General features: G+C 62.9%; 20 protein-coding genes, 3 tRNA genes and 3 rRNA genes. 20 read left to right on the top strand and 6 right to left on the bottom strand.

Features of this window, described 5'->3' with window-relative positions; genetic code table 11:
• The first annotated feature begins 168 nt into the window (after nucleotides 1–168).
• The 3 genes from PFY01_RS01715 to PFY01_RS01705 all read left to right on the top strand — a co-directional run bounded on the left by PFY01_RS01715 (nucleotide 169) and on the right by PFY01_RS01705 (nucleotide 2,696).
• Nucleotides 169–1,245, top strand: a complete 1,077-nt coding sequence (locus tag PFY01_RS01715; RefSeq protein ID WP_271042170.1) for an AGE family epimerase/isomerase — start codon at nucleotides 169–171, stop codon at nucleotides 1,243–1,245.
• A complete protein-coding gene (locus PFY01_RS01710; RefSeq protein ID WP_271042169.1) occupies nucleotides 1,242–1,751 on the top strand; it encodes a D-glycero-alpha-D-manno-heptose-1,7-bisphosphate 7-phosphatase in 510 nt (169 codons plus the stop codon). The genes PFY01_RS01715 and PFY01_RS01710 overlap by 4 nt, the downstream gene beginning before the upstream one ends.
• A gap of 63 nt (nucleotides 1,752–1,814) precedes the next feature.
• Entirely contained in the window at nucleotides 1,815–2,696 is an 882-nt protein-coding gene (locus PFY01_RS01705) for an alpha/beta fold hydrolase (RefSeq protein WP_271042168.1), read from the top strand.
• Here PFY01_RS01705 and PFY01_RS01700 read toward each other — a convergent pair.
• Nucleotides 2,693–3,667, bottom strand: coding sequence for an ABC transporter ATP-binding protein (locus tag PFY01_RS01700; protein WP_265150533.1), 975 nt, complete (start codon nucleotides 3,665–3,667; stop codon nucleotides 2,693–2,695). The two genes, PFY01_RS01705 and PFY01_RS01700, sit on opposite strands and share 4 nt — an antisense overlap.
• 185 nt (nucleotides 3,668–3,852) lie before the next feature.
• Here PFY01_RS01700 and PFY01_RS01695 point away from each other — a divergent pair, with 185 nt between their 5' ends.
• The 5 genes from PFY01_RS01695 to polA all read left to right on the top strand — a co-directional run bounded on the left by PFY01_RS01695 (nucleotide 3,853) and on the right by polA (nucleotide 8,522).
• Nucleotides 3,853–4,137, top strand: a complete 285-nt coding sequence (locus tag PFY01_RS01695; RefSeq protein WP_271042167.1) for a hypothetical protein — start codon at nucleotides 3,853–3,855, stop codon at nucleotides 4,135–4,137.
• Between the two features lie 56 nt (nucleotides 4,138–4,193).
• Entirely contained in the window at nucleotides 4,194–4,433 is a 240-nt protein-coding gene (locus PFY01_RS01690; protein ID WP_017505425.1) for a zinc-finger domain-containing protein, read from the top strand.
• 81 nt (nucleotides 4,434–4,514) lie between these two features.
• Complete coding sequence (locus tag PFY01_RS01685; RefSeq protein WP_017505426.1) at nucleotides 4,515–4,955, top strand: VOC family protein; 441 nt, start codon at nucleotides 4,515–4,517, stop codon at nucleotides 4,953–4,955.
• The gene (locus tag PFY01_RS01680; protein ID WP_055809524.1) at nucleotides 4,955–5,572 is read left to right on the top strand and encodes a DUF6655 family protein; all 618 of its coding nucleotides are present in this window, start codon (nucleotides 4,955–4,957) and stop codon (nucleotides 5,570–5,572) included. Before PFY01_RS01685 ends, PFY01_RS01680 begins: the two co-directional genes overlap by 1 nt.
• A 37-nt stretch (nucleotides 5,573–5,609) precedes the next feature.
• Nucleotides 5,610–8,522 carry a DNA polymerase I gene (gene polA, locus PFY01_RS01675; RefSeq protein ID WP_271042166.1) on the top strand — a complete coding sequence of 971 codons (2,913 nt, stop codon included), beginning with the start codon at nucleotides 5,610–5,612 and terminating at the stop codon, nucleotides 8,520–8,522.
• A 7-nt stretch (nucleotides 8,523–8,529) separates the two neighbouring features.
• On the opposite strand, the gene PFY01_RS01670 is transcribed toward polA, so the two are convergent.
• The gene (locus tag PFY01_RS01670) at nucleotides 8,530–9,684 is read right to left on the bottom strand and encodes a hypothetical protein (RefSeq protein ID WP_271042165.1); all 1,155 of its coding nucleotides are present in this window, start codon (nucleotides 9,682–9,684) and stop codon (nucleotides 8,530–8,532) included.
• 157 nt (nucleotides 9,685–9,841) lie between these two features.
• On the opposite strand from PFY01_RS01670, the gene PFY01_RS01665 reads away from it, so the two are divergent.
• On the top strand, nucleotides 9,842–10,045 hold the full coding sequence (locus PFY01_RS01665) for a twin transmembrane helix small protein (RefSeq protein ID WP_271042164.1): 204 nt from the start codon (nucleotides 9,842–9,844) through the stop codon (nucleotides 10,043–10,045).
• A gap of 2 nt (nucleotides 10,046–10,047) precedes the next feature.
• A complete protein-coding gene (locus PFY01_RS01660) occupies nucleotides 10,048–10,620 on the top strand; it encodes a cob(I)yrinic acid a,c-diamide adenosyltransferase (RefSeq protein WP_271042163.1) in 573 nt (190 codons plus the stop codon).
• Nucleotides 10,621–10,630: 10 nt separating this feature from the next.
• On the opposite strand, the gene PFY01_RS01655 is transcribed toward PFY01_RS01660, so the two are convergent.
• Nucleotides 10,631–10,975, bottom strand: a complete 345-nt coding sequence (locus PFY01_RS01655) for a hypothetical protein (protein ID WP_055755047.1) — start codon at nucleotides 10,973–10,975, stop codon at nucleotides 10,631–10,633.
• A gap of 116 nt (nucleotides 10,976–11,091) precedes the next feature.
• On the opposite strand from PFY01_RS01655, the gene PFY01_RS01650 reads away from it, so the two are divergent.
• The 10 genes from PFY01_RS01650 to PFY01_RS01605 all read left to right on the top strand — a co-directional run bounded on the left by PFY01_RS01650 (nucleotide 11,092) and on the right by PFY01_RS01605 (nucleotide 19,294).
• Nucleotides 11,092–11,856, top strand: coding sequence for an electron transfer flavoprotein subunit beta/FixA family protein (locus tag PFY01_RS01650; RefSeq protein ID WP_271042162.1), 765 nt, complete (start codon nucleotides 11,092–11,094; stop codon nucleotides 11,854–11,856).
• 1 nt (nucleotide 11,857) lies between these two features.
• Complete coding sequence (locus tag PFY01_RS01645; RefSeq protein WP_271042161.1) at nucleotides 11,858–12,787, top strand: electron transfer flavoprotein subunit alpha/FixB family protein; 930 nt, start codon at nucleotides 11,858–11,860, stop codon at nucleotides 12,785–12,787.
• Nucleotides 12,788–12,862: 75 nt separating this feature from the next.
• Nucleotides 12,863–13,153: a DUF167 domain-containing protein gene (locus PFY01_RS01640; protein ID WP_271042160.1), complete on the top strand. Its 291-nt coding sequence runs from the start codon at nucleotides 12,863–12,865 to the stop codon at nucleotides 13,151–13,153.
• A gap of 52 nt (nucleotides 13,154–13,205) precedes the next feature.
• Nucleotides 13,206–13,400, top strand: a complete 195-nt coding sequence (locus PFY01_RS01635; protein ID WP_271042159.1) for a hypothetical protein — start codon at nucleotides 13,206–13,208, stop codon at nucleotides 13,398–13,400.
• 669 nt (nucleotides 13,401–14,069) lie between these two features.
• Nucleotides 14,070–15,530 (top strand): 16S ribosomal RNA (locus PFY01_RS01630).
• Nucleotides 15,531–15,711: 181 nt separating this feature from the next.
• Nucleotides 15,712–15,788: transfer RNA gene (locus tag PFY01_RS01625), tRNA-Ile, on the top strand.
• A gap of 84 nt (nucleotides 15,789–15,872) precedes the next feature.
• Nucleotides 15,873–15,948, top strand: a tRNA-Ala gene (locus tag PFY01_RS01620).
• Nucleotides 15,949–16,148: 200 nt separating this feature from the next.
• Nucleotides 16,149–18,928 (top strand): 23S ribosomal RNA (locus tag PFY01_RS01615).
• Between the two features lie 87 nt (nucleotides 18,929–19,015).
• Nucleotides 19,016–19,130, top strand: a 5S ribosomal RNA gene (gene rrf, locus PFY01_RS01610).
• Together the 16S, 23S and 5S rRNA genes with 3 tRNA genes alongside form the textbook arrangement of a ribosomal RNA operon.
• An 87-nt stretch (nucleotides 19,131–19,217) precedes the next feature.
• A tRNA-Met gene (locus PFY01_RS01605) sits at nucleotides 19,218–19,294 on the top strand.
• A gap of 184 nt (nucleotides 19,295–19,478) precedes the next feature.
• Here the strand turns inward: PFY01_RS01605 and PFY01_RS01600 are convergent.
• The 3 genes from PFY01_RS01600 to PFY01_RS01590 form a co-directional block, all read right to left on the bottom strand.
• Nucleotides 19,479–19,679: a helix-hairpin-helix domain-containing protein gene (locus PFY01_RS01600; RefSeq protein WP_271042158.1), complete on the bottom strand. Its 201-nt coding sequence runs from the start codon at nucleotides 19,677–19,679 to the stop codon at nucleotides 19,479–19,481.
• 145 nt (nucleotides 19,680–19,824) lie between these two features.
• Nucleotides 19,825–19,986 carry a hypothetical protein gene (locus PFY01_RS01595; protein ID WP_153923917.1) on the bottom strand — a complete coding sequence of 54 codons (162 nt, stop codon included), beginning with the start codon at nucleotides 19,984–19,986 and terminating at the stop codon, nucleotides 19,825–19,827.
• Nucleotides 19,987–20,076: 90 nt separating this feature from the next.
• Entirely contained in the window at nucleotides 20,077–22,110 is a 2,034-nt protein-coding gene (locus PFY01_RS01590) for a TonB-dependent receptor (protein ID WP_271042157.1), read from the bottom strand.
• Nucleotides 22,111–22,163 lie beyond the last annotated feature (53 nt).

Raw genomic sequence — 22,163 nt, 5'->3', positions numbered from 1 at the left:
GCTCTCCACGGGGGATCGGGGGCGGCGGCCGGACAGGCGGGCCGCGAATGTCGGGTCGTCCTAGCAAGATCGGGCGAGCGGGCCAAATCGCGCGGCGTCACATCGCGTTGCCCTTTGCTACCGCACACAGGTCTTGGCGCCCGTCGGCTGGCGTCCTAAGCCAGCGCCATGACGACGCTTTCCGCCGCCCGGACCAGGGTCTCGAACTGGCTGTTCGACCATGCCCTGCCGCTGTGGGCCGAGCGGGGCGTGGACGCGCAGGGGCGGTTCTTCGAGCAGCTGGATTTCCACGGCCGGCCGGTGACCGGTCTTCGTCGTCGCACGCGGGTTCAGGCGCGTCAGGTCTATGTCTTCTGTGAAGCGGCGGCCTTGGGATGGGAGCAGGGCCGTGCGGTGGCCAGAGCCGGGCTTGACCAACTGATATCCAGTGGTCGGCGTGACGACGGCCTTTGGGTCGCGGCGACCGATGACGACCTGGTCGCGGTCGATGATGCACCTGATCTCTACGATCTGGCCTTCGTCTTGTTCGCGCTCGCGGCGGCGCACCGCGTCCTGGATGATGCGCGAGCCCGGCCCCTGGCGCTTGAGACGCTGGCCGCGATCGATCGGTTGATGGCGTCTCCTCATGGGGGATGGGAGGAGGCCCTGCCGCCGCGCCTGCCGCGTCGTCAAAATCCCCACATGCATATGCTGGAGGCCATGCTGGCCTGGCAGGCAATTGCGCCTGATCCTGCGTTCGAGGCGGCGGCGCGGGCGTCGCTGGACCTGTGCAAACACCGCTTCCTGATCGACGGCGCGATCCGCGAATATTTCACCGAGGACTGGTCCGCCGATCCTGCGACGGGTCATGTAATCGAGCCGGGCCACCTCGAAGAATGGGCCTGGCTGTTGCAACAAGCCGGGGGCGGCTCTGATCTGGCCGCGGCGCTACATCTTCGGGCGGCAGAGCAGGGTTATCGCGACGGATTCGCCACCCGCGAGATCGGCCCGACGGGAGAGGTGCTGGATGGCGGACGGCGTCTGTGGGCCCAGACCGAGGCCATTCGCACGGGATTGAGTTTTGGCGACGCGGGCGTTTCACGGTTGATCGCCGCCGTGTTCGACACGCATCTGGCCACCGCCGTGTCGGGCCTCTGGGTGGACAGCTACGACGCCCAAGGCCGCTCTCACGATACGGCGGCGCCTGCGTCCAGCCTCTATCACCTGATGTCCGCCTTTTCTGAACTGCTTCGGAGCGACGCATGACCGGCCGGCCCGCCGCCTTTCTGGATCGGGACGGGGTGCTGATCGAGGACAGCGGTTATCCGCATCGGCCTGAGGACCTGAAGCTGATCCCCGGCGCGGCGGCGGCGGTGCGGCGGATGAACCAGGCCGGTTATCGCACCGTGATCGTGACGAACCAGTCGGGCGTGGCGCGGGGCCTGTTCAGCGAAGAGACGATGAACGCCTTCAACGCTCTGCTGGTCGCGCGGCTGGCCGAGGAGGGCGCGATCATCGACGCCGTCTATTCCGCGCCCTTCCATCCCGAGGCGATCGAGGCGCGCTATCGCCATCCCGATCATCCCGACCGCAAACCCAATCCGGGCATGTTGCTGCGCGCCATCGCCGAGCACGATCTGGACCCAACGCAATCATTCATCATCGGCGATCAGAAGCGGGATCTGCAGGCTGGAGAGCGCGCCGGGGTGCAGGGCTATCGCTTCAAAGGCGGGGACTTGGACGCTTTCGTGCGCGATGTGGTGGGTCTCTAAGACCAGGCGTCGCATTTCCTCGCCTGGTGAATTACTCTGATCCAAAATCGGAGGAGATCGCTAATGAGCGCGCCCTATCCATTCGCTGAACGCCGCTGGACCTCGCCGGATGGTCTCACGCTCTTTGCGCGGGATTATGCGCCCGGTCCCGGCGTCGCGCGGCCGCCGGTGATCGCCATCCATGGTCTGACCCGCAACAGCGCCGATTTCGAAGCCATCGCGCCGCTGCTGGCCCAGAGCGGGCGGCGGGTGCTGGCGGTGGATGTGCGTGGACGTGGCCTGTCGGACCGCGCGCCCGACCCCATGACCTATATGCCCGATGTCTATGCGCGCGACGTTCTGGCCCTGATGGAGCAGGCCGGGATTGACCGCGCGGTCTTCGTCGGCACCTCCATGGGCGGCCTGATCACAATGGCGCTGACGGCGATGCGTCCCAAGGCGGTGGTCGCGGCGATCCTGAACGACATCGGGCCGGAGGTGGCGCCGGAAGGTCTGGCGCGCATCGCCGCCTATAGCGGTCAGCCGGTCGAGATCGGCTCCTGGGCCGATGCGGCGGCCTATGCGAAGCGGATTAATGCGGTGGCCTTCCCGCACTATACCGATGCGGACTGGGACGCCTTCGCCCGGCGCATTTTCCGCCAGCAGCCCGACGGCGAGATCGCGCTCGACTACGATCCGGACATCGCCGTGCCGATCCGGGCGGCGGGGGCCAAGGCGCTGGTCCCGAACCTGTGGCCGATGTTCCGGCGGCTGGCGAAGAAGAAGCCCACGCTGCTGGTGCGGGGCGCTGCCTCGGATCTGCTGAGCGCCGACATCGCCGCGCGGATGAAGAAGGCGGCCCCGACCATGGCCTATGTCGAGGTTCCCGGCATCGGCCACGCGCCCATGTTGGACGAGGCCGAGGCCAAGGCGGCGATCTTCGAGTTCCTGGCCGAGGTCGATTAGTCCTTGGTCGGGTCGACCCGTGATGTATCGCCGTAGGTCAGGGCCAGGAAGACGTCCTCCAGGTCCGGATCTTCGGTGGTGATGTCGGCGATGGTGACGCCGGCGGCGCGCACCGCGTTGATGACCTGCTCGACCGACGACTGCCCCTTCTTGTAGGCGACCGCGAAGGCGCCGCCCGGACGAGGCGTAACCTCGAAACCGGCCAGCACCGGCGGCGTCGCCTGGGGCGTTTCCGGGGTTACGACCACATTGCGACTGTCCAGACGGCGTAGAAGCTGCGGCGTCGGCTCGCAGGCCACCACCTCGCCCCGGTTGACGATGGCGATGGTGTCGCAAAGCTCCTGGGCCTCTTCGAGATAGTGGGTGGTCAGGACGATGGTCACCCCCTCCTCGTTGATGCGGCGGACGTAGGCCCAGAGCTGGCGACGCAGTTCGACGTCCACGCCGGCCGTCGGCTCGTCCAGGATCAGGATGGGCGGATTGTGGACCAAGGCCTTGGCCACCATGAGGCGGCGCTTCATTCCGCCGGACAGGGCGCGGACATAGGCGTTGGCCTTGTCCGACAGGCCAAGCGCTGCCAGCAGTTCGTCGGACCGTCGCTCGTCCTTTGGCACGCCGTAAAAGCCCGCCTGCACCTCCAGCGATTCGCGCGGGGTGAAGAAGACGTCGGCGACGATTTCCTGCGGCACGACGCCCAGGGCCGCGGCCGCGTCGCGCGGCTCCTTGTCGATGTCGCGGCCCCAGATGGTCACCGAGCCCTCGGACTTCTTCACCACCCCTGCCAGGATGTTGATCAGGGTCGACTTGCCGGCGCCGTTCGGGCCCAGCAGGCCGAAGACCGAGCCGCGCGGAATGACCAGATCGACGCCGCGCAGGGCCGTCTTGGGGGCGGCCTTCTTGGACCCGGCATAGGTCTTCTTCAGTCCCCGCACCTCGATGGCGTTGTCGGGCAGGGCAGGGGTCTCTGACATGGTCGGATATTCACTCGGGCGGGACGGCGAGCGGCATAGGTAGGGCGAGTGACCGCAATCGCCAACCTATCTCGCCAACGGTACCCGACAAGCATGCCTGTCCATGTGTCAATGGTGCTTGACGTCAACAGTCAATATGTCTAGCGTACTTGTCATAAAGACAACCGAACTTGATGGAGATCGACGTGACCCCCGTTCAAAAAGCCAAGACGCCTCTGACCCGCACTCGCCTGATCGGCTTCGTCGCCATGGCTGTCTGCGCCATCGGATATGTCGGTGGAGGACTGGCGCTGCTGGCGGGCAAGACCGATCAGATCGAGATGACACATGCCGCCATCGCCGGCGCCGCCCTGCTGCTGATCGGCGAGATCGGTCTGTGGGTCGGCGCGGCCTGTCTGGGCCTGACGCTGTTCAAGAAGCGCAAGGCGATGCTGAACCGGCTGCTGGGTCGCCGGACCGCCGAGGTTTGACCTTCAGGCCTGCGCCGCCTAGGAAGCGCGCAAGCCTTTCAGACCCGGACCGGACCATGCCTCCCCGCCATTCCGACGCCATCATCCCGCCGCCCGAAGAGATCGTCGTCTCGACCAAACGCGTGGCCTGCGACGGCGGCGGCGGGGCCTTGGGTCATCCGCTAGTCTATATGGACATGGGTGAGGACGACTTCATCGAGTGCGGCTATTGCGACCGGCGTTTCGTCCTGTCGGCCCAGGCCCACGACGAAAACGAATATCTGAGCCCCGCGGCCCGCGCGCCCGAGGCCCACTGAGACCGTAACCTCAGTTCAGTCGCGGTGTTGCGGCGGTTGGGTCTATAGACGGCTGACACGCTGTTCGGACGGAGACGAGCCTTGCGCTATCTGCACACCATGGTCCGGGTAAAGGACATCGACGCCTCGCTGCACTTCTATTGCGACCTTCTGGGTCTGCAGGAGGTGCGCCGCACCGAGAACGAGGCGGGCCGGTTCACGCTCGTGTTTCTCGCAGCGCCCAAGAATCTGGAACAGTCGGCGGCGGAACGCTGCCCCGAGGTCGAGCTGACCTTCAACTGGGATCCGGAAGAGTATCAGGGCGGCCGCAACTTCGGTCACCTGGCCTATAAGGTCGATGACATCTACGCCGCCTGCCAGAAGCTGATGGACGGCGGGGTGACGATCAACCGTCCGCCGCGCGACGGCAACATGGCCTTCGTCCGCTCGCCCGACGGCATCTCCATCGAACTGCTTCAGGAAGGCGCGCCGTTGGCGCCGGCCGAGCCCTGGGCCTCCATGCCGAACGTCGGCGCCTGGTGATGACGGTGCGGACGGCGGCTCTGCTGACGGTTGCGGCGGTCGTGCTGTCGGCCTGCGCCTCGACCACCGAGAGCAACACCGGCCGCACGGCGACGGAGCAGCTGCTCTTGGCGCGCGCCTCTGACCGGGCGGTCGAGGGGCTGGTCCTGCCATTGCCGACGGGCGCTTCGGTTTTCATCGACGACGCCTATTTCCAAGGCGAGGGCACCCGCTACGCCGTCAGCGCGATCCGGGGGGCGATCTCGGACGCCGGTTTCAGCCTGGCCCGCAACAAGGACGAGGCGAACGCCGTGTTCGAAATCCGCGCCGGCGCGCTTTCGCTGGAGCAGATGCGGCGCGTCTTCGGCATTCCCGAGATGCGGATCCCGATCAACGAGACCTTTAACGTCGTCTCCCTGCCGGAACTGTCGGTCTACAGCCACCGCGACCGGGTCGGGGTCGCCGAGTTTTCCGGCTTCCTCTACGAAGCCAAGACCGGAGCGCCCTTGGGCGCTGTGGTGCCGATGATCGGCACCTATCGCATCCGCAGCCACAAGGCCTTCATGGTCGTGTCCTGGGGCCAGCAGCAGGCCCAGCCGGGTCAACGCGATCCGGGATCGAGCTGGACCGAATTCTGACGCTGACGCGGGGGCGTTGGAGCCCTATGTTCCCGCCATGACCGAGACGACTGCGCCCGAAAATCCAGAAACTGAACGCCAGATGACGCAGGACGGCCCTGCGCTGCGTCTGTGGATGATCGACGCCTCGGCCTACATCTTTCGCGCCTATCATGCGCTGCCGCCTCTGACGCGCAAGTCCGACGGCCTGCCGGTCGGCGCGGTCCAGGGCTACTGCAACATGTTGTGGAAGCTGCTGAAGGACATGAAAGGCGCCGATGGTCCTACCCATCTGGTGGCCATCTTCGACCATTCGGAAAAGACGTTCCGCAACACCCTGTACGATCAGTACAAGGCCCATCGCCCCCCGCCGCCCGAGGATCTGGTCCCGCAGTTCCCGCTGGTGCGCGAGGCGACGGCGGCGTTCGGCGTGCATTGCGTCGAACTGCCCGGCTATGAGGCCGATGACCTGATCGCGACCTACGCCTGCAAGGCGCGCGATGCGGGCGGGGAGGCGGTGATCGTCTCGTCGGACAAGGACCTGATGCAGCTGATCGGCGGCGGCGTCGTGATGTGGGATCCGATGAAGGACCGGCGTCTGGCTGAACCTGAGGTCTTCGAAAAGTTCGGCGTCGGCCCGGAGAAGATGGTCGATCTGCAGGCCCTGATCGGCGACAGCGTGGACAACGTCCCCGGCGCGCCAGGCATCGGACCGAAGACGGCGGCGCAGCTGCTGGACGAATACGGCGATCTGGACACTCTGTTGGCCAATGCCGGTGAGATCAAACAGCCCAAGCGCCGCCAGACTCTGATCGACTTCGCCGACCAGATCCGGCTGTCGCGCGAACTGGTGCGCCTGACCTGCGATGCGCCGGCGCCTGAGACCATCGACGATTTCGCCGTGCGCGATCCCGATCCTGCGATCCTGTCGGCCTTTTTGGAGACGATGGAGTTCCGCTCGCTGCAGCGCCGGGTCGGCGACGGCAAGGCCGGGCCCAGCGACGTCTCCGCCTTTGCGCCCAAGCGCGCGCCGAACCTGAGCGCACCCGTCGCCACACCGCGCTACGGCCAGGTCGTCGAAGGCCCGGCCGAGGTCCAGACCTTCGATCACGCGGCCTACGAATGCGTTCAGACCGAAGAGGCGCTGGATCGCTGGATCGCGCGCGCTACCGAGGTCGGCGTCGTCGGATTCGACACCGAGACTGATACGCTGTCGGCGACCCATGCGGGGCTGTGCGGCGTGTCGTTGGCGGTGGGGCCGAATGAGGCCTGCTACATCCCCCTGACGCACGAGCACGAGCCGCAGGCCGGCGAGGGCGGCCTGTTCGGCGAAGCGGGAGAGGCGCCCGAGCCGATCCATCAGCTGGACAAGCCCACGACCCTGGCCAGGCTGAAGACGCTACTGGAAGACCCGTCGGTCCTAAAGGTGCTTCAGAACGCCAAATACGACATCGCCGTCATGGCGCGACGAGGCATCCGCGTCGCGCCCTATGACGACACGATGCTGATCTCCTATGTGCTGGAGGGCGGACTGCACGGGCACGGCATGGACGAGCTGGCGCGCCTGCACCTGGGCCACGAGCCGATCCCGTTCAAGAGCGTGGCGGGGACCGGCAAGAGCCAGAAATCCTTCAAGCACGTCGCGCTGAAACCCGCCTCGGAATATGCCGCCGAAGATGCGGATGTGACACTGCGGCTGTGGCGTCTTCTGAAACCCCGTCTGGCGCGCGAGGGCCTGTCCACCGTCTATGAGACGCTCGAGCGCGGCATGCCGACGGTGCTGGCGGACATGGAGCTGAACGGGGTTCGCATCGATCCCGACCGGCTGAAGCGGCTGTCCAGCGAGTTCGGCCTGCGTATGGCCGAGCTGGAGGCCCAGGCCCATGAGATCGCCGGGCGCCCCTTCAACATCGGCTCGCCGCGCCAGATCGGCGAGATCCTGTTCGGCGAACTGAACCTGCCGGGCGGCAAGAAGACCGCCTCGGGCCAGTGGGGCACCGACGCCAGCGTGCTGGAGGAGCTGGCGCTCAGCCACGATCTGCCGCGCGCGATCCTGGACTGGCGCCAGCTGTCGAAGCTGAAGGGCACCTATACGGACACCCTGACCGCGGCGGCCGATCCCAAGACGGACCGCGTTCACACCAGCTATCAACTGGCCGCCGCCACCACGGGCCGCCTGGCGTCCAGCGATCCCAACCTGCAGAACATCCCGATCCGCACCGAGACGGGCCGCGAGATCCGCCAAGCCTTCATCGCCGCGCCCGGAAATGTCCTGATCAGCGCCGACTACAGCCAGATCGAGCTGCGCCTATTGGCCCATATCGGCGACATCCCCGAGCTCAAGCGCGCCTTCAAGGCGGGACTGGATATTCACGCGGCGACGGCGTCCGAGATGTTCGGCGTGCCGGTTGAGGGCATGCCGTCCGAAACCCGCCGGCGCGCCAAGGCGATCAACTTCGGCATCGTCTACGGCATTTCGGCCTTCGGCCTGGCCAATCAACTGGGCATCGATCAGGGCGAGGCGGGGGCCTATATCAAGACCTATTTCGAACGCTTCCCCGGCATCCGCGCCTATATGGACAAGACCAAGGCCGAGGTGCGCCAGACGGGCTTCGTCTCGACCGTCTTCGGCCGCCGCATCCACATCCCGGCCATTCACTCCAAGTCCGGCGCCGAGCGCCAGTTCGGCGAGCGGGCCGCCATCAACGCCCCGATCCAGGGCGCGGCCGCCGACATCATCCGCCGCGCCATGATCCGCATGCCCGCCGCCCTGACCGACGCCGGTCTTGCTACGCGCATGCTGCTTCAGGTCCACGACGAACTGGTGTTCGAGGCGCCGGAAGCCGAGGCCGACCGCGCCATCGCCGTCATCAAACGCGTGATGGAAAACGCGTCGGACCCAGCCGTGGCCCTGACCGTACCCCTCGTAGTGGATGCCCGCGCGGCGTCGAACTGGGACGCGGCGCACTAGGATCGGGCTAGGCGGCGATCATGCCGATGTCGTCGGGGAGTTCGCCGCGGCCGAGCAGGCCGGTTTCGAAGTCCATGAAGATGTCCATCAGTTCCTCGACGTTCACCGGAGCGGCGGAGGAGCCGAAGCGGAAGCGCCAGTAGCTGACGATATGCTGGACGGCGCCAAGCTGGTCGCCCAGCTTGGCGAACATAGACGGGGCGTCCAGCAGGAAGTCGCGGAAGGCGATCGGGCGGCCTTCCTGGGTCAGTTTGGCGTAGGCGTCGTCATAGACGCGCAGAGTGCGACTGACCTCGTCGCACGTCTTGATGATGCGGCCGCGCAGGACATCGCGGCTGCGCGCCAGATATTCCTTGGCGGCGCGATCGACCTTGCCGACGGGCTTGATGGTGCGCACGGCCTCGGCGACGCCCGCGACTTCGCCCAGCAGGGCGGCGAGCGTCCACTTGTAATAGAGGAAGCCTTTCCAGCAGAAGACGCCCTCCTGATACTGTTCGGGCGCCAGGCGCAGCGTCAGTCGCAGGGCGTCCAGCTGATCGCCGGGCGTGTTCGACAGGATCTTTGACGCCATCCGCCCGGCCGAATCCGAGTTCACTGCGATCGTGTCCGCGCCCAGGCTGAGCGTCACCAGCGGCTCGATCTCGCTGCGAACGAAGGCCAGCATGCGCTGAAGATCACTGTCGCTGATCGAGAAGTAGCAGGGCGAGGGGTCCAGGCCGCCGCGCCGCAACTGCTCGCGCAGCAGGAAGGGATCCAGCGACGGCAGTTTGTCGATCAGGCGCAGCGTCTCGATATCGGGATGGTTGGGCGCAACGCCGAACGCCTCCATCATCATCCGCTCAAAGCCGATCTGATTGACGAAGACGTATCGGCCTCCGGTCTTCAAATCTCCATCGTCGATGGGAATGACGACCTTGGTCGCGACCTGGCGTCGGCCGGTGAACAGATCGGTCTCATTGCGTCGAAGACGATGCTTGATGATGAGGGCGCGGTTCAGCGCCGCCGTACGGAAGATCGGACGCGCCGCCCAGTCGGGATTGCGCACGGCGCCGTTGGGCGCGCTGTCGCCGTTCTCCTCCCACACGCGCAGCAGATTCAGCACGCGAGCTGTGGAGGCCGAGCTCTTGAGGTGCTCCAGGTTGCGGACGGCGCGATCAGTCATGGCGCTGACGTTACGCCAACAATCGTCACCAAATGGCTTAGCTCGGGAAATAAAATATCTGCGGTCGGCGAACTTCTGCCGTTCGATCCTGCGCGCCGGACAATGGCTTTGAGCGCTGCGCTGGCGCGTGACGGCGATCCCGGTCTAGAACGGCGGCATGCAGATTTTCGACATTCTGATCATCCTCGCGATCCTGGCCGTGACGATCACCTTGGGCTTCGGCCTCTATTCGCTGTTCCGGGGCGGGGACTATGCGCGCAGCCATTCCAACAAGCTGATGCGGCTGCGCGTCGGGCTTCAGGCGGTGGCCGTCATCCTGCTGGTCGTCGGCATGATGTGGAAGGCGACGCAGGGAACCTGATCATGGTGACGCTGAACAAGATCTATACCCGCACGGGCGATGACGGTCGCACGCGGCTGGCGTCCGGCGCGCCTGTGTCCAAGAGCGATGCCCGGGTCGAGGCCTATGGCGCGGTGGATGAGCTGAACGCGGTGATCGGGGTCGCCCGGCTGAACAGCGGCCAGAACGACCGGATCGACTCCATGCTGGGCCGGATCCAGAATGAGCTGTTCGACCTGGGCGCCGATCTGGCCACGCCTCTGGACCCGCCGCCGGCCTGGGAGGCCTTGCGCATCGTCGAGAGCCAGGTTGCGCGGCTGGAGCAGGAAATCGACCGGATGAACGAGAGCCTGAAGGCGCTCGACAGCTTCATTTTGCCGGGCGGCGCGCCGTTGTCGGCCCATCTGCATGTCGCGCGCACCGTCTGCCGACGGGCCGAACGCGAGGCGGTGCGCCTGATCGAAAACGGCGAGGCCGTGAATGTCGAAGCGGTCAAATATCTGAACCGCCTCTCCGACCATCTGTTCGTCGCCGCGCGACGCGCCAACGCCAACGGAGCCAGCGACATCAAATGGAAGCCCGGCGCGACCCGCTAGGCGAAACCGGTCAGGCGGCGGGACGCGCCGCCGCCAGTGCGGCTTTCTGACGCTCGGCCTCTGCGGCGCGGGCGCGGCTCTGGGCGGCGAGATCCTGTTCGATCCGGACCAGCTCGCGGTTCTTCTCGGCCGAAGCCTCGGCGCGCGACACGCCATTGGGGCGGCCGGTGATCTGGGCGATGGAGATAGGCTGGGCGCAGATGCGGCTTTCCATGTCGTACCATTTGCCCGCCGCCTCGCAGCGTTTGCCGGGCGCGACCCAGTAGTCCTGAAGGGCGAAAATCCCAACGACCGTGATGCCGAACAGGCCGAAGAAGATCATCGCCAGGCGGGGAAAGGTCAGGAAACGCTTCATCTCGTGGTCCGTTGGATAGGGATCGAAGCCACAGCTTGACCCCACGTTACGTTGACAGGCCTTCACGACCGCTCCATGTCCTGCCCACACATTCAGGCGATTTCACGGATAGACCCATGAAGGTACTCGTCCCCGTCAAACGGGTGATCGACTATAACGTCAAGGCCCGCGTCAAGGCGGATCAGTCGGGCGTCGATCTGGCCAACGTCAAGATGAGCATGAACCCCTTCGACGAGATCGCCGTCGAAGAGGCGGTTCGTCTGAAGGAAGGCAAGGAACACCATGCCGCCGGCACCGCGACGGAAATCGTCGTGGTCTCCATCGGCGTCACCCAGGCGCAGGAAACCATCCGCACGGCGCTGGCCATGGGCGCGGATCGGGGTCTGCTGATCCAGTCGGACACGGATCTCGAGCCGCTGGCGGTCGCCAAACTGCTGAAGGCGGTGGTCGAGGAGGAAAAGCCCGACCTGGTCCTGATGGGCAAACAGTCGATCGACGGCGACAACAATGCAGTGGGCCAGATGCTGGCCGCCCTGCTGGACTGGCCGCAGGCGACCTTCGCCGGCAAGCTGGTGATCGATGCCGGCAAGGCCACGGTCACGCGCGAGGTCGATGGCGGCCTGCAGACGATCGCCGCCGAACTGCCGGCGGTGGTGACGGTGGACCTGCGGCTGAACACGCCGCGCTACGCCTCCCTGCCGAACATCATGAAGGCCAAGAAGAAGGAGATCGCCATGAAGGCCGTCGCCGACTACGGCGTCGATGTCGCCGACCGCCTGAAGGTCATCAAGGTCACCGAGCCGCCCAAGCGGTCGGCCGGCGTCAAGGTGGCCGATGCGGCCGATCTGGTTTCCAAGCTCAAGTCTGCGGGAGCGCTGTAATATGGCTGTCCTCGTCATCGCCGATCACGACGGTTCGACCGTTCGCGACACCACCCACAAGACCGTGACAGCCGCGCTGGGCCTGTCGTCCGATGTCGACGTCCTGGTCCTGGGGCAGGGGGCGCAGGCCGCCGCCGATAGCGCCGCCAAGATCGCGGGCGTCCGCAAGGTGCTGCTGGCCGAGGGCGCCGGTCTGGGCAAGATGCTGGCTGAGGCGGTCGAGGCGACCGTCCTGCCGCTGGCCGGGAGCTACGACGCCATCCTGACGCCTGCGACCACGGACGGGAAGAACTTCGCCCCGCGTCTTGCCGCCAAGCTGGACGTCGCGCCGATCTCGGACATCATCGAGGTGGTGTCGGCCGACACCTTCGTGCGACCCATCTATGCCGGCAATGCGCTGGAGACGATCCAGTCTGCCGACGCCAAGAAGGTGATCACGGTGCGCCCGACCGCCTTCGCCGCCGCCGCCGAAGGCGGATCGGCTGCGGTCGAGAATGTCGCCGGCGCCGATGCGCCCAAGACGGCCTTTGTGTCTGAGGAAATGGTCAAGTCGGACCGGCCTGAGCTGGGCGCCGCCAAGATCATCGTCTCGGGCGGTCGCGCCCTGGGTTCGGCGGACGAGTTCCATGCCGTGATGGAGCCGCTCGCCGACAAGCTGGGGGCCGCCATCGGCGCCTCGCGCGCGGCGGTCGACGCCGGCTATGCGCCCAACGACTATCAGGTCGGTCAGACCGGCAAGGTGGTCGCCCCGGCGCTCTACATCGCCATCGGCATCTCGGGCGCGATTCAGCACCTGGCCGGGATGAAGGACTCCAAGACCATCGTCGCCATCAACAAGGACGCGGACGCCCCGATCTTCCAGGTCGCGGACTATGGCTTGGTCGGCGACTACAAGACGGTGGTGCCGGAACTGATGGCCGCCTTGGGCTAGGCCCAGTCGAATCGATCGGAAAAGGGCGCGGCGCCGATCGGAGCCGCGCCCTTTTTCTTGCCCGCAGAGGACCGCATGGCGAACTTGCCTGTACGGCTGCAGCCCGGCGCTGTGGTTGACCGCATTGATGGGTGGACGAGCGACGCCGAGGGTCGACCCGTGCTTAAGGTGCGCGTCCGCGCCCGTCCGATCGAGGGAGAGGCCAACGACGCCCTGATCCGGATGCTGGCCAAAAGCCTTGGCGTGCCGAAGTCGTCGATCAGCGTGGGACGCGGCGGACAGTCGCGCTCGAAAATGATCGTCGTGCAGGGACTGGATGACGAAGAGCTGCGCTCGCGCCTCGTCGACGGTCTTTCTGGCGATTGAGGAGAGCCATCCGGCCGATTGATGCGTTCTGCATCGGAACAGGAGACCAGCGATGGACGCCCGCATCCTCCACGCCCGCAGCGGCGTCACGCTCGAGCAGAAGGACGATGTCTATAGGGTCTCAAGCCTGCGGCTGTCCGACCCGGCGACTTTCTCGGAAGAGGCGGACGCCCAACGCGCCTTCGATGCTGAGGTCGCGGCCTCTGAGCAGGATCCAGAACTAATGTCGCGTCTCGGCGGGGCCTGAGAAGGCGAAACGCCCGTATTTGCAGGCGCCGAACAGGCTCGGGACTGCGATTCCTGATCGACGATCATGAGTCTGCGAGAAACTTCCCTTCTCCTGTCAGAATCCGCTTGCTGACAAATCCGCCTCTCCGTATAGAGCCGCCTCGCTCGGAAACGGGCTGGCCGACGGGGCCGCGGGGGTGAAAGTCTCCAAGGTCCCACGGAAGAAAGAAGCGAAAAACTTCTTGCTTTCATCGGTTGGTTTCACTAGGTTCCGCGCTCCAATCGAATCGCCGACGGGTTTTTAGAGGTAAGCCTCGCTTTCCTCCGGTGGTTTCTTGCGGTCTGAAGGGTTCGCTCTTCTCTCCGAAAGATCTCTGAAAAGAGCGGTTGACACGGGGTTTGCGGTTCTCTAAATCGCCGCCTCCGCCGACGACACGGCGCTAAACGGTCGGGCCTCTTCGGAGGTTCCAGGTCTTTGACATTGTTGATTTGGAAAGAGAAACGCAGGCGGCGGTGTTCTTGCGATGACCCTAGAAGGTCATCATACGACACTGACTATCTGCGGTCTTTTTGAAAAGATACCATGCGTCGGTCTTCGGATCGATGACGTGGGAACTCGTCAATAAAATACGTAGAACTAATGCCAAGACCGCTTCGGTGGTCTTCAAGCTTAGGTCAGAAGTCAACTCAACCTGAGAGTTTGATCCTGGCTCAGAGCGAACGCTGGCGGCAGGCCTAACACATGCAAGTCGAACGAACTCTTCGGAGTTAGTGGCGGACGGGTGAGTAACACGTGGGAACGTGCCTTTAGGTTCGGAATAACTCAGGGAAACTTGTGCTAATACCGAATGTGCCCTTCGGGGGAAAGATTTATCGCCTTTAGAGCGGCCCGCGTCTGATTAGCTAGTTGGTGAGGTAAAGGCTCACCAAGGCGACGATCAGTAGCTGGTCTGAGAGGATGATCAGCCACATTGGGACTGAGACACGGCCCAAACTCCTACGGGAGGCAGCAGTGGGGAATCTTGCGCAATGGGCGAAAGCCTGACGCAGCCATGCCGCGTGAATGATGAAGGTCTTAGGATTGTAAAATTCTTTCACCGGGGACGATAATGACGGTACCCGGAGAAGAAGCCCCGGCTAACTTCGTGCCAGCAGCCGCGGTAATACGAAGGGGGCTAGCGTTGCTCGGAATTACTGGGCGTAAAGGGAGCGTAGGCGGACATTTAAGTCAGGGGTGAAATCCCGGGGCTCAACCTCGGAATTGCCTTTGATACTGGGTGTCTTGAGTATGAGAGAGGTGTGTGGAACTCCGAGTGTAGAGGTGAAATTCGTAGATATTCGGAAGAACACCAGTGGCGAAGGCGACACACTGGCTCATTACTGACGCTGAGGCTCGAAAGCGTGGGGAGCAAACAGGATTAGATACCCTGGTAGTCCACGCCGTAAACGATGATTGCTAGTTGTCGGGATGCATGCATTTCGGTGACGCAGCTAACGCATTAAGCAATCCGCCTGGGGAGTACGGTCGCAAGATTAAAACTCAAAGGAATTGACGGGGGCCCGCACAAGCGGTGGAGCATGTGGTTTAATTCGAAGCAACGCGCAGAACCTTACCACCTTTTGACATGCCTGGACCGCCACGGAGACGTGGCTTTCCCTTCGGGGACTAGGACACAGGTGCTGCATGGCTGTCGTCAGCTCGTGTCGTGAGATGTTGGGTTAAGTCCCGCAACGAGCGCAACCCTCGCCATTAGTTGCCATCATTTAGTTGGGAACTCTAATGGGACTGCCGGTGCTAAGCCGGAGGAAGGTGGGGATGACGTCAAGTCCTCATGGCCCTTACAGGGTGGGCTACACACGTGCTACAATGGCGACTACAGAGGGTTAATCCTTAAAAGTCGTCTCAGTTCGGATTGTCCTCTGCAACTCGAGGGCATGAAGTTGGAATCGCTAGTAATCGCGGATCAGCATGCCGCGGTGAATACGTTCCCGGGCCTTGTACACACCGCCCGTCACACCATGGGAGTTGGTTCTACCCGAAGGCGCTGCGCTGACCGCAAGGAGGCAGGCGACCACGGTAGGGTCAGCGACTGGGGTGAAGTCGTAACAAGGTAGCCGTAGGGGAACCTGCGGCTGGATCACCTCCTTTCTAAGGATGCTTCTCCAGGCCGTCTCTCACGAGACTGTCTATTGAGGCTCCAATAAACGGCGGAACGCCGCCGTCTCCGTTTCTCTTTCCACTTTCGTCATCGACGTCTCGACCATACGGGTCGTTGAGTTGGTGACGCGATCGCGAGCCTGGGTGTCTATGACCCGGCTGTCGCTGCCATAGGCCCGTAGCTCAGGTGGTTAGAGCGTACGCCTGATAAGCGTAAGGTCGGCAGTTCGAGTCTGCCCGGGCCTACCAGGACTTCTGGTTCGCTGGGGGTTCTCAGCCTCAAGACGGCATCGCCGACAGCTCTCCTGGGCTTCGCACTATTCCTGATGGAATGGGGCCATAGCTCAGTTGGTAGAGCGCCTGCTTTGCAAGCAGGATGTCGTCGGTTCGACTCCGTCTGGCTCCACCAGGATCTTGTGATCGCATTCAAGTTTGCCGTCGGCCTTTGGGTTGGCGTGCATTGATATCGTAAAGGAAGAACGTGACCGGCTCCCCTGAGCTTTGAGGTCCTGTTCGAGAAGAAGACATTGTCTGACAAAAATCAGGCTTGGTCCCCCGGCATCTTTCCAGTCGGGCGGAATACACCAAGCATGAGTTTTGCTGAGAAACGATCAAACGTTGAAGGGCTTCTGACGGATGCCTTGGCGTAGAGAGGCGATGAAGGACGTGGCAAGCTGCGATAAGAACCGGGGAGGCGCTAGCACCCTTTGATCCGGTTATTTCCGAATGGGGAAACCCACCTTTACAGTCTTCCAACTCTGTTTCTTCGGAAGCAGCGATTGGCGGATTGTTGAAAGGTATAATGAGCTGAATACATAGGCTTCATTAAGCGAACCCGGGGAACTGAAACATCTCAGTACCCGGAGGAAAGGACATCAACCGAGACTCCCGTAGTAGTGGCGAGCGAACCGGGACCAGGCCAGTGCTCTTGTGAAATAAAGACGAACGATCTGGAAAGGTCGGCCATAGTGGGTGAAAGCCCCGTAGTCATCAAACAGCAAGAGACTCGAGTAGGGCGGGACACGTGAAATCCTGTCTGAACATGGGGGGACCACCCTCCAAGCCTAAGTACTCCTCTACGACCGATAGTGAACAAGTACCGTGAGGGAAAGGTGAAAAGCACCCCGACAAGGGGAGTGAAACAGATCCTGAAATCGGAAGCCTACAAGCAGTCGGAGCCGCCAAGCGCGGTGACGGCGTACCTTTTGTATAATGGGTCAGCGACTTCATGTGTCGAGCAAGCTTAAGCCGTTAGGTGTAGGCGCAGCGAAAGCGAGTCTGAATAGGGCGCTAAGTTCGACGTATGACGACCCGAAACCAGGTGATCTATCCATGAGCAGGTTGAAGGTTGGGTAACACCAACTGGAGGACCGAACCCGTGAATGTTGAAAAATTCTGGGATGACTTGTGGATAGGGGTGAAAGGCCAATCAAACCTGGACATAGCTGGTTCTCCGCGAAATCTATTTAGGTAGAGCGTCCGACGAATTCCTTGGGGGTAGAGCACTGGATGGTTGCGGGCTGCGCGAGCGGTACCAATACTAACCAAACTCCGAATACCCAAGAGAACTATCGGGCAGACACACGGCGGGTGCTAACGTCCGTCGTGAAAAGGGAAACAACCCTAACCATCATCTAAGGCCCCCAAGTCACGGCTAAGTGGGAAACGATGTGGGATTGCTTTGACAATCAGGAGGTTGGCTTAGAAGCAGCCATCCTTTAAAGAAAGCGTAACAGCTCACTGATCAAGCGATCCTGCGCGGAAAATGTAACGGGGCTCAAGCCGTGCGCCGAAGATATGGGTTTGCAGTTTACTGCAAGCGGTAGCGGAGCGTTCCGTAGGCCGGTGAAGGTCAGGCGTGAGCCTGGCTGGAGGTATCGGAAGTGAGAATGCTGACATGAGTAACGATAAGAGTGTGAGAGACACTCTCGCCGAAAGACCAAGGGTTCCTGCGTAAAGCTAATCTGCGCAGGGTTAGTCGGCCCCTAAGGCGAGGCTGAAAAGCGTAGTCGATGGGAAGCAGGTAAATATTCCTGCACCAGCTGGAAGTGACGGATGGCTTAACTCGTACCCATTTATTGGATTGTGTGTGCGGGGGCGTTGTCCCAGGAAATAACTCCAGCAGAGACCGTACCCGAAACCGACACAGGTGGTCAGGTAGAGCATACCAAGGCGTTTGAGAGAACTATGCTGAAGGAACTCGGCAAATTGCACGCGTAACTTCGGAATAAGCGTGACTCACCTTGCGCAAGCAGGACTGAGTGGCACAAGCCAGGGGGTAGCGACTGTTTAGCAAAAACACAGGGCTCTGCGAAGCAGCAATGCGACGTATAGGGTCTGACGCCTGCCCGGTGCCTGAAGGTTAAAGGGAGATGTGAAAGCGTCGAACTGAAGCCCAGGTAAACGGCGGCCGTAACTATAACGGTCCTAAGGTAGCGAAATTCCTTGTCGGGTAAGTTCCGACCTGCACGAATGGCGTAACGACTTCCCCACTGTCTCCAGCATAGGCTCAGTGAAATTGAATTCCCCGTGAAGATGCGGGGTTCCCGCGGTCAGACGGAAAGACCCTATGAACCTTTACTATAGCTTCGCCTTGGCGTTAGCGACCGTATGTGTAGGATAGGTGGGAGACTATGAAACCGGGGCGCCAGCTCTGGTGGAGTCGTCCTTGAAATACCACCCTTACTGTCGTTGACGTCTAACCGAGGGCCGTTATCCGGTCCCGGGACATGGCGTGGTGGGTAGTTTGACTGGGGCGGTCGCCTCCTAAAGTGTAACGGAGGCGCGCGATGGTGGGCTCAGACCGGTCGGAAATCGGTCGTCGAGTGCAATGGCATAAGCCCGCCTGACTGCGAGACTGACAAGTCGAGCAGAGACGAAAGTCGGCCATAGTGATCCGGTGGTCCCGAGTGGAAGGGCCATCGCTCAACGGATAAAAGGTACTCTAGGGATAACAGGCTGATTTTGCCCAAGAGTCCATATCGACGGCAAAGTTTGGCACCTCGATGTCGGCTCATCACATCCTGGGGCTGGAGCAGGTCCCAAGGGTATGGCTGTTCGCCATTTAAAGTGGTACGTGAGCTGGGTTCAGAACGTCGTGAGACAGTTTGGTCCCTATCTGCCGTGGGTGTTCGAAGCTTGAGAGGATCTGTCCCTAGTACGAGAGGACCGGGATGGACATACCTCTGGTGTACCTGTCATGGCGCCAGCTGTGCAGCAGGGTAGCTAAGTATGGAATAGATAACCGCTGAAAGCATCTAAGCGGGAAACTAACCTCAAAACAAGGCTTCGCTGAGGATCGTGGAAGACTACCACGTTGATAGGCCAGGTGTGGAAGTGGGGCGACCCATGAAGCTTACTGGTACTAATAATCCGATCGGTTTGATCGTTTCTCAGCAAAACTCATTCGATGATTGCTCCTTGACCAGAGCAATCTCAGACAATGTCTTCTCATCATCCGCTGTCCCCCTGGTTGACCTGGTGGCTATGTCGGAGGTTCCCCACCCGATCCCATTCCGAACTCGGTCGTTAAGCCCTCCAGAGCCAATGGTACTTCGTCTCAAGGCGCGGGAGAGTAGGTCGCCGCCGGGTCTACCAGGCGGACAGCCGATGATGAACAAACACCGCAATCGCGGTCCTTCTCGAACCGTTCTTCCTTCACGATACACTACCGTTTGCCGCGGGATGGAGCAGCCCGGTAGCTCGTCAGGCTCATAACCTGAAGGTCGTAGGTTCAAATCCTACTCCCGCACCCAAACACCAAAAAGCCCCACCGGCCAAAAGCCGTGGGGCTTTCTGCTGTCCTGCGGTCAGATTTTGACGCGGCCAACTGCCGTGGACCTGAAGACCGAACCTGCCCAAGCATTCCAGCAGATAGAGATCCTTGCGGCAGCGTCACGTCACCGAGGTTACGAACACCCATTTGATGGAAGACATCGCCTAGCTGGCGTCGGCGGGTTCGACGTAAAGGTGCGCCTCGATGCCATCAGTTTTTTGGCCCAGACCCGGCACTTCGTCGAGCTGGCGAAGGCTGGTGAACAGACCGCGTTCCTCACGATAGCGGACAATCTCAAACCCATGGCCACGCAACAGTTCAACGCCATCCAGTTCGGCCGAAGTGGCGGTGTTCAAGTCAATCATCTGTCGCGGTCCGTAGTAGAGCCTCGCGGCGGGTGGCCGCGGGTTTGCGCGGGCTGGCGACTTCGCCGGCTGTTGAAAAGTTCAAGCGCTTGGAAAGGACGTGCAGCAAGCCACACCCCGATACAGGTCGGAAGGCCCTGAGCCCCTAGATCCCGCCGCTTCGCATGACGACGACCGCGATCAGCGTCAGGAAGACGACGGCTGCGGCCGCTATGGCGAGAGCCGTGATGCGAAAGGCGCCGCGTGTCGGCTTGTCGGGCCGGTCTTCGTAGCCAATCGGGACTTTGCGGGGTTCTTTGTCGGTCATGGGCGATCAACGCACGGAGGCGGTTCGCGTTCGCCGACGCGTGTGAGCCTTCGGCGCAACCAAGGCTGGGCCGAAGGCTCTCGATGTTCGTCAGAAGCGGTAGGCGACGCCGACCCGAAGGTTGCGCCCCGGCAGAGGGGCGATGTCCTTGAGGAAGGACACGTGTTCGCGGGCTTCCTCGTCCGTCAGGTTCCGCGCCTCGGCGAACAGGGTGACGTTCTGCTGGGCGAAGGGACGGACCGCGACCGAGGCGTTGACCAGGGTGTAGTCGTCGGTCGGCAGTTCGAACGCGTTGGCGACCCGGTCCTGTTCTCCGACGTGGCGAACCTCGGCGCTGGCGTCGAACCTGGTCGATGTCCAGGCCAGACGTCCGGTGACGGAGTAGGGCGGGATCCGCGCGGCAGGGCCGAAGTCCGTCTGGGCGTGGACATAGTCGGCCGCGCCTTCTAGCGACAGTTTGCGATCGCCGTCCTGCCAAAGCGCATAGGCGCCTTCCAGCTCGAAGCCATAGAACTTCGCGTCGGTCTGGACGAACCGATAGATGGGGAAGAACTCGTCCTCTTCCTCGAAGTAGAACTGGTCGCCCGTCGGCCGTTCGTCGATGAAGCCGTTATACCAGGAGTGATAAACGTGCAGATCGCCGGTGAATCGGCCGCGATCATAGTGGGCGGTGCCCTCCAGCGTCGTCACCTTCTCGGAGTTCAGCGTCAGGTCGCCGGTCTCGTAGGCGGCGGTGGCGATGTGGACCCCATCGGCGAACAGTTCGACCTCGCTGGGCGCGCGCTCGTTGTGGGCTAGGCTGAGGCCCAGGAACAGGCCGGTGGTCGGGCGGATGAAGGCGGCGGCAGACGCCGACCAGTTGTCGAACTCGCGCGTGACTTCGCTGGCGCCGCCGATGGGCGTGCCGCTGAGTTCGCGCCGGTCATAGCGCAGCCCACCCTCGAAACCATGGTTGCCGAGGTCCAGACGCTGCACCGTATAGAGGCCCAGTTCGTCGATCTTGACGCTGGGCACGAAGGCCTCCTCGCCAATCGCTTCGAAGTTACGCGACAGGGCCTGGACGCCGACGGCGCCGTTCCAGCCGTTGCGTTCGCGCTGGACAAGGTCCGCACGGCCTTCCCAGCCGTCGGAGTTGAAGATGGTGCCCGGCTCGCCCACGGCCTCGAACTCGGTGTGGGTGTAGTCGGCATGGCCGTAGGAGCCGCGCAGGGCCGAAAAGGGCCCGCTGTCGAAACGGTATTCGCCGCGCGCGTCCCACCGCTTCTGGTTCAGCTTGATGAAGACCGATTCCTCAGCGACCGTGCCGTATTCACTGTCGGTGTTCTTATAGGAGACGCCGGCGAAGCCCTTGTCGCCGATGTAGGAACCGCCGACGCCCCAGGCTTCCAGGTCGGTATAGCTGTTGGGCTGGGTTCCGGTGTCCTCGCGCGCAAGGCCTTCGGCGGCGGCGCGCCTGGCGGAAATGGCCGGGGCCGGGATGTCGTAGTCGTCGGTCTTGCGCTTCACCCCATCGACGTTGAAGGCGAAGTTTCCACTGCCGACGGTCATGCGTCCGAAGGCGCTGCGGCCGTCATCGACGCTGGACGCCTGGGTGGAGACCACGCCGGACACGCCGCCCTCGGGGATTTCGGTCGGGATGCGATCGTCCAGAACATTGACCACGCCGCCGATGGCCGAGCCGCCATAGACCAGCGTCGCGGGTCCGCGGATGATCTCGATACGATTGGCCTCGGCCGGATCGGTGGCCACGGCGTGGTCGGGCGAGACAGAGCTCGCGTCGATCAGGCCGATACCATTGGTCAGCACCTGGACGCGCGGCCCGCTAAGGCCGCGAATGACGGGTCGGCTGGCGCCGGGCGCGAAGTCGGTCGAACGGATGCCCGGACGCCCGCTCAGCATATCGCCGAGCGAGGCCGCCGGCGCCGTGGCCAGGGTCTGTTCGTCCACGACGTCCGTCGCGATTACCGAGGCCCGCTGGCTGATGCCATAGGGCGCGCCCGTGACGATGATATCGCCCAACTCCGCCGGGGCTTGCGGAGCGGACTGCGCGGCGGCGGCGCCTGCCAGAATCGTGGAGCCTGCGGCCGCCATGAGCAGGGATCGCGAGACGCTTGAGGGACGCATGGAAAAACTCTCAGCCTGGGGAGGAAGTGACTTGTTACGAGATAACGTCACAT

The organism is Brevundimonas vesicularis (assembly GCF_027886425.1).
GTDB classification, from domain to species: domain Bacteria; phylum Pseudomonadota; class Alphaproteobacteria; order Caulobacterales; family Caulobacteraceae; genus Brevundimonas; species Brevundimonas vesicularis_C.
The sequence above is the reverse complement of the archived record's forward strand: the minus strand, read 5'-3'. Positions and strand labels throughout refer to the sequence as shown.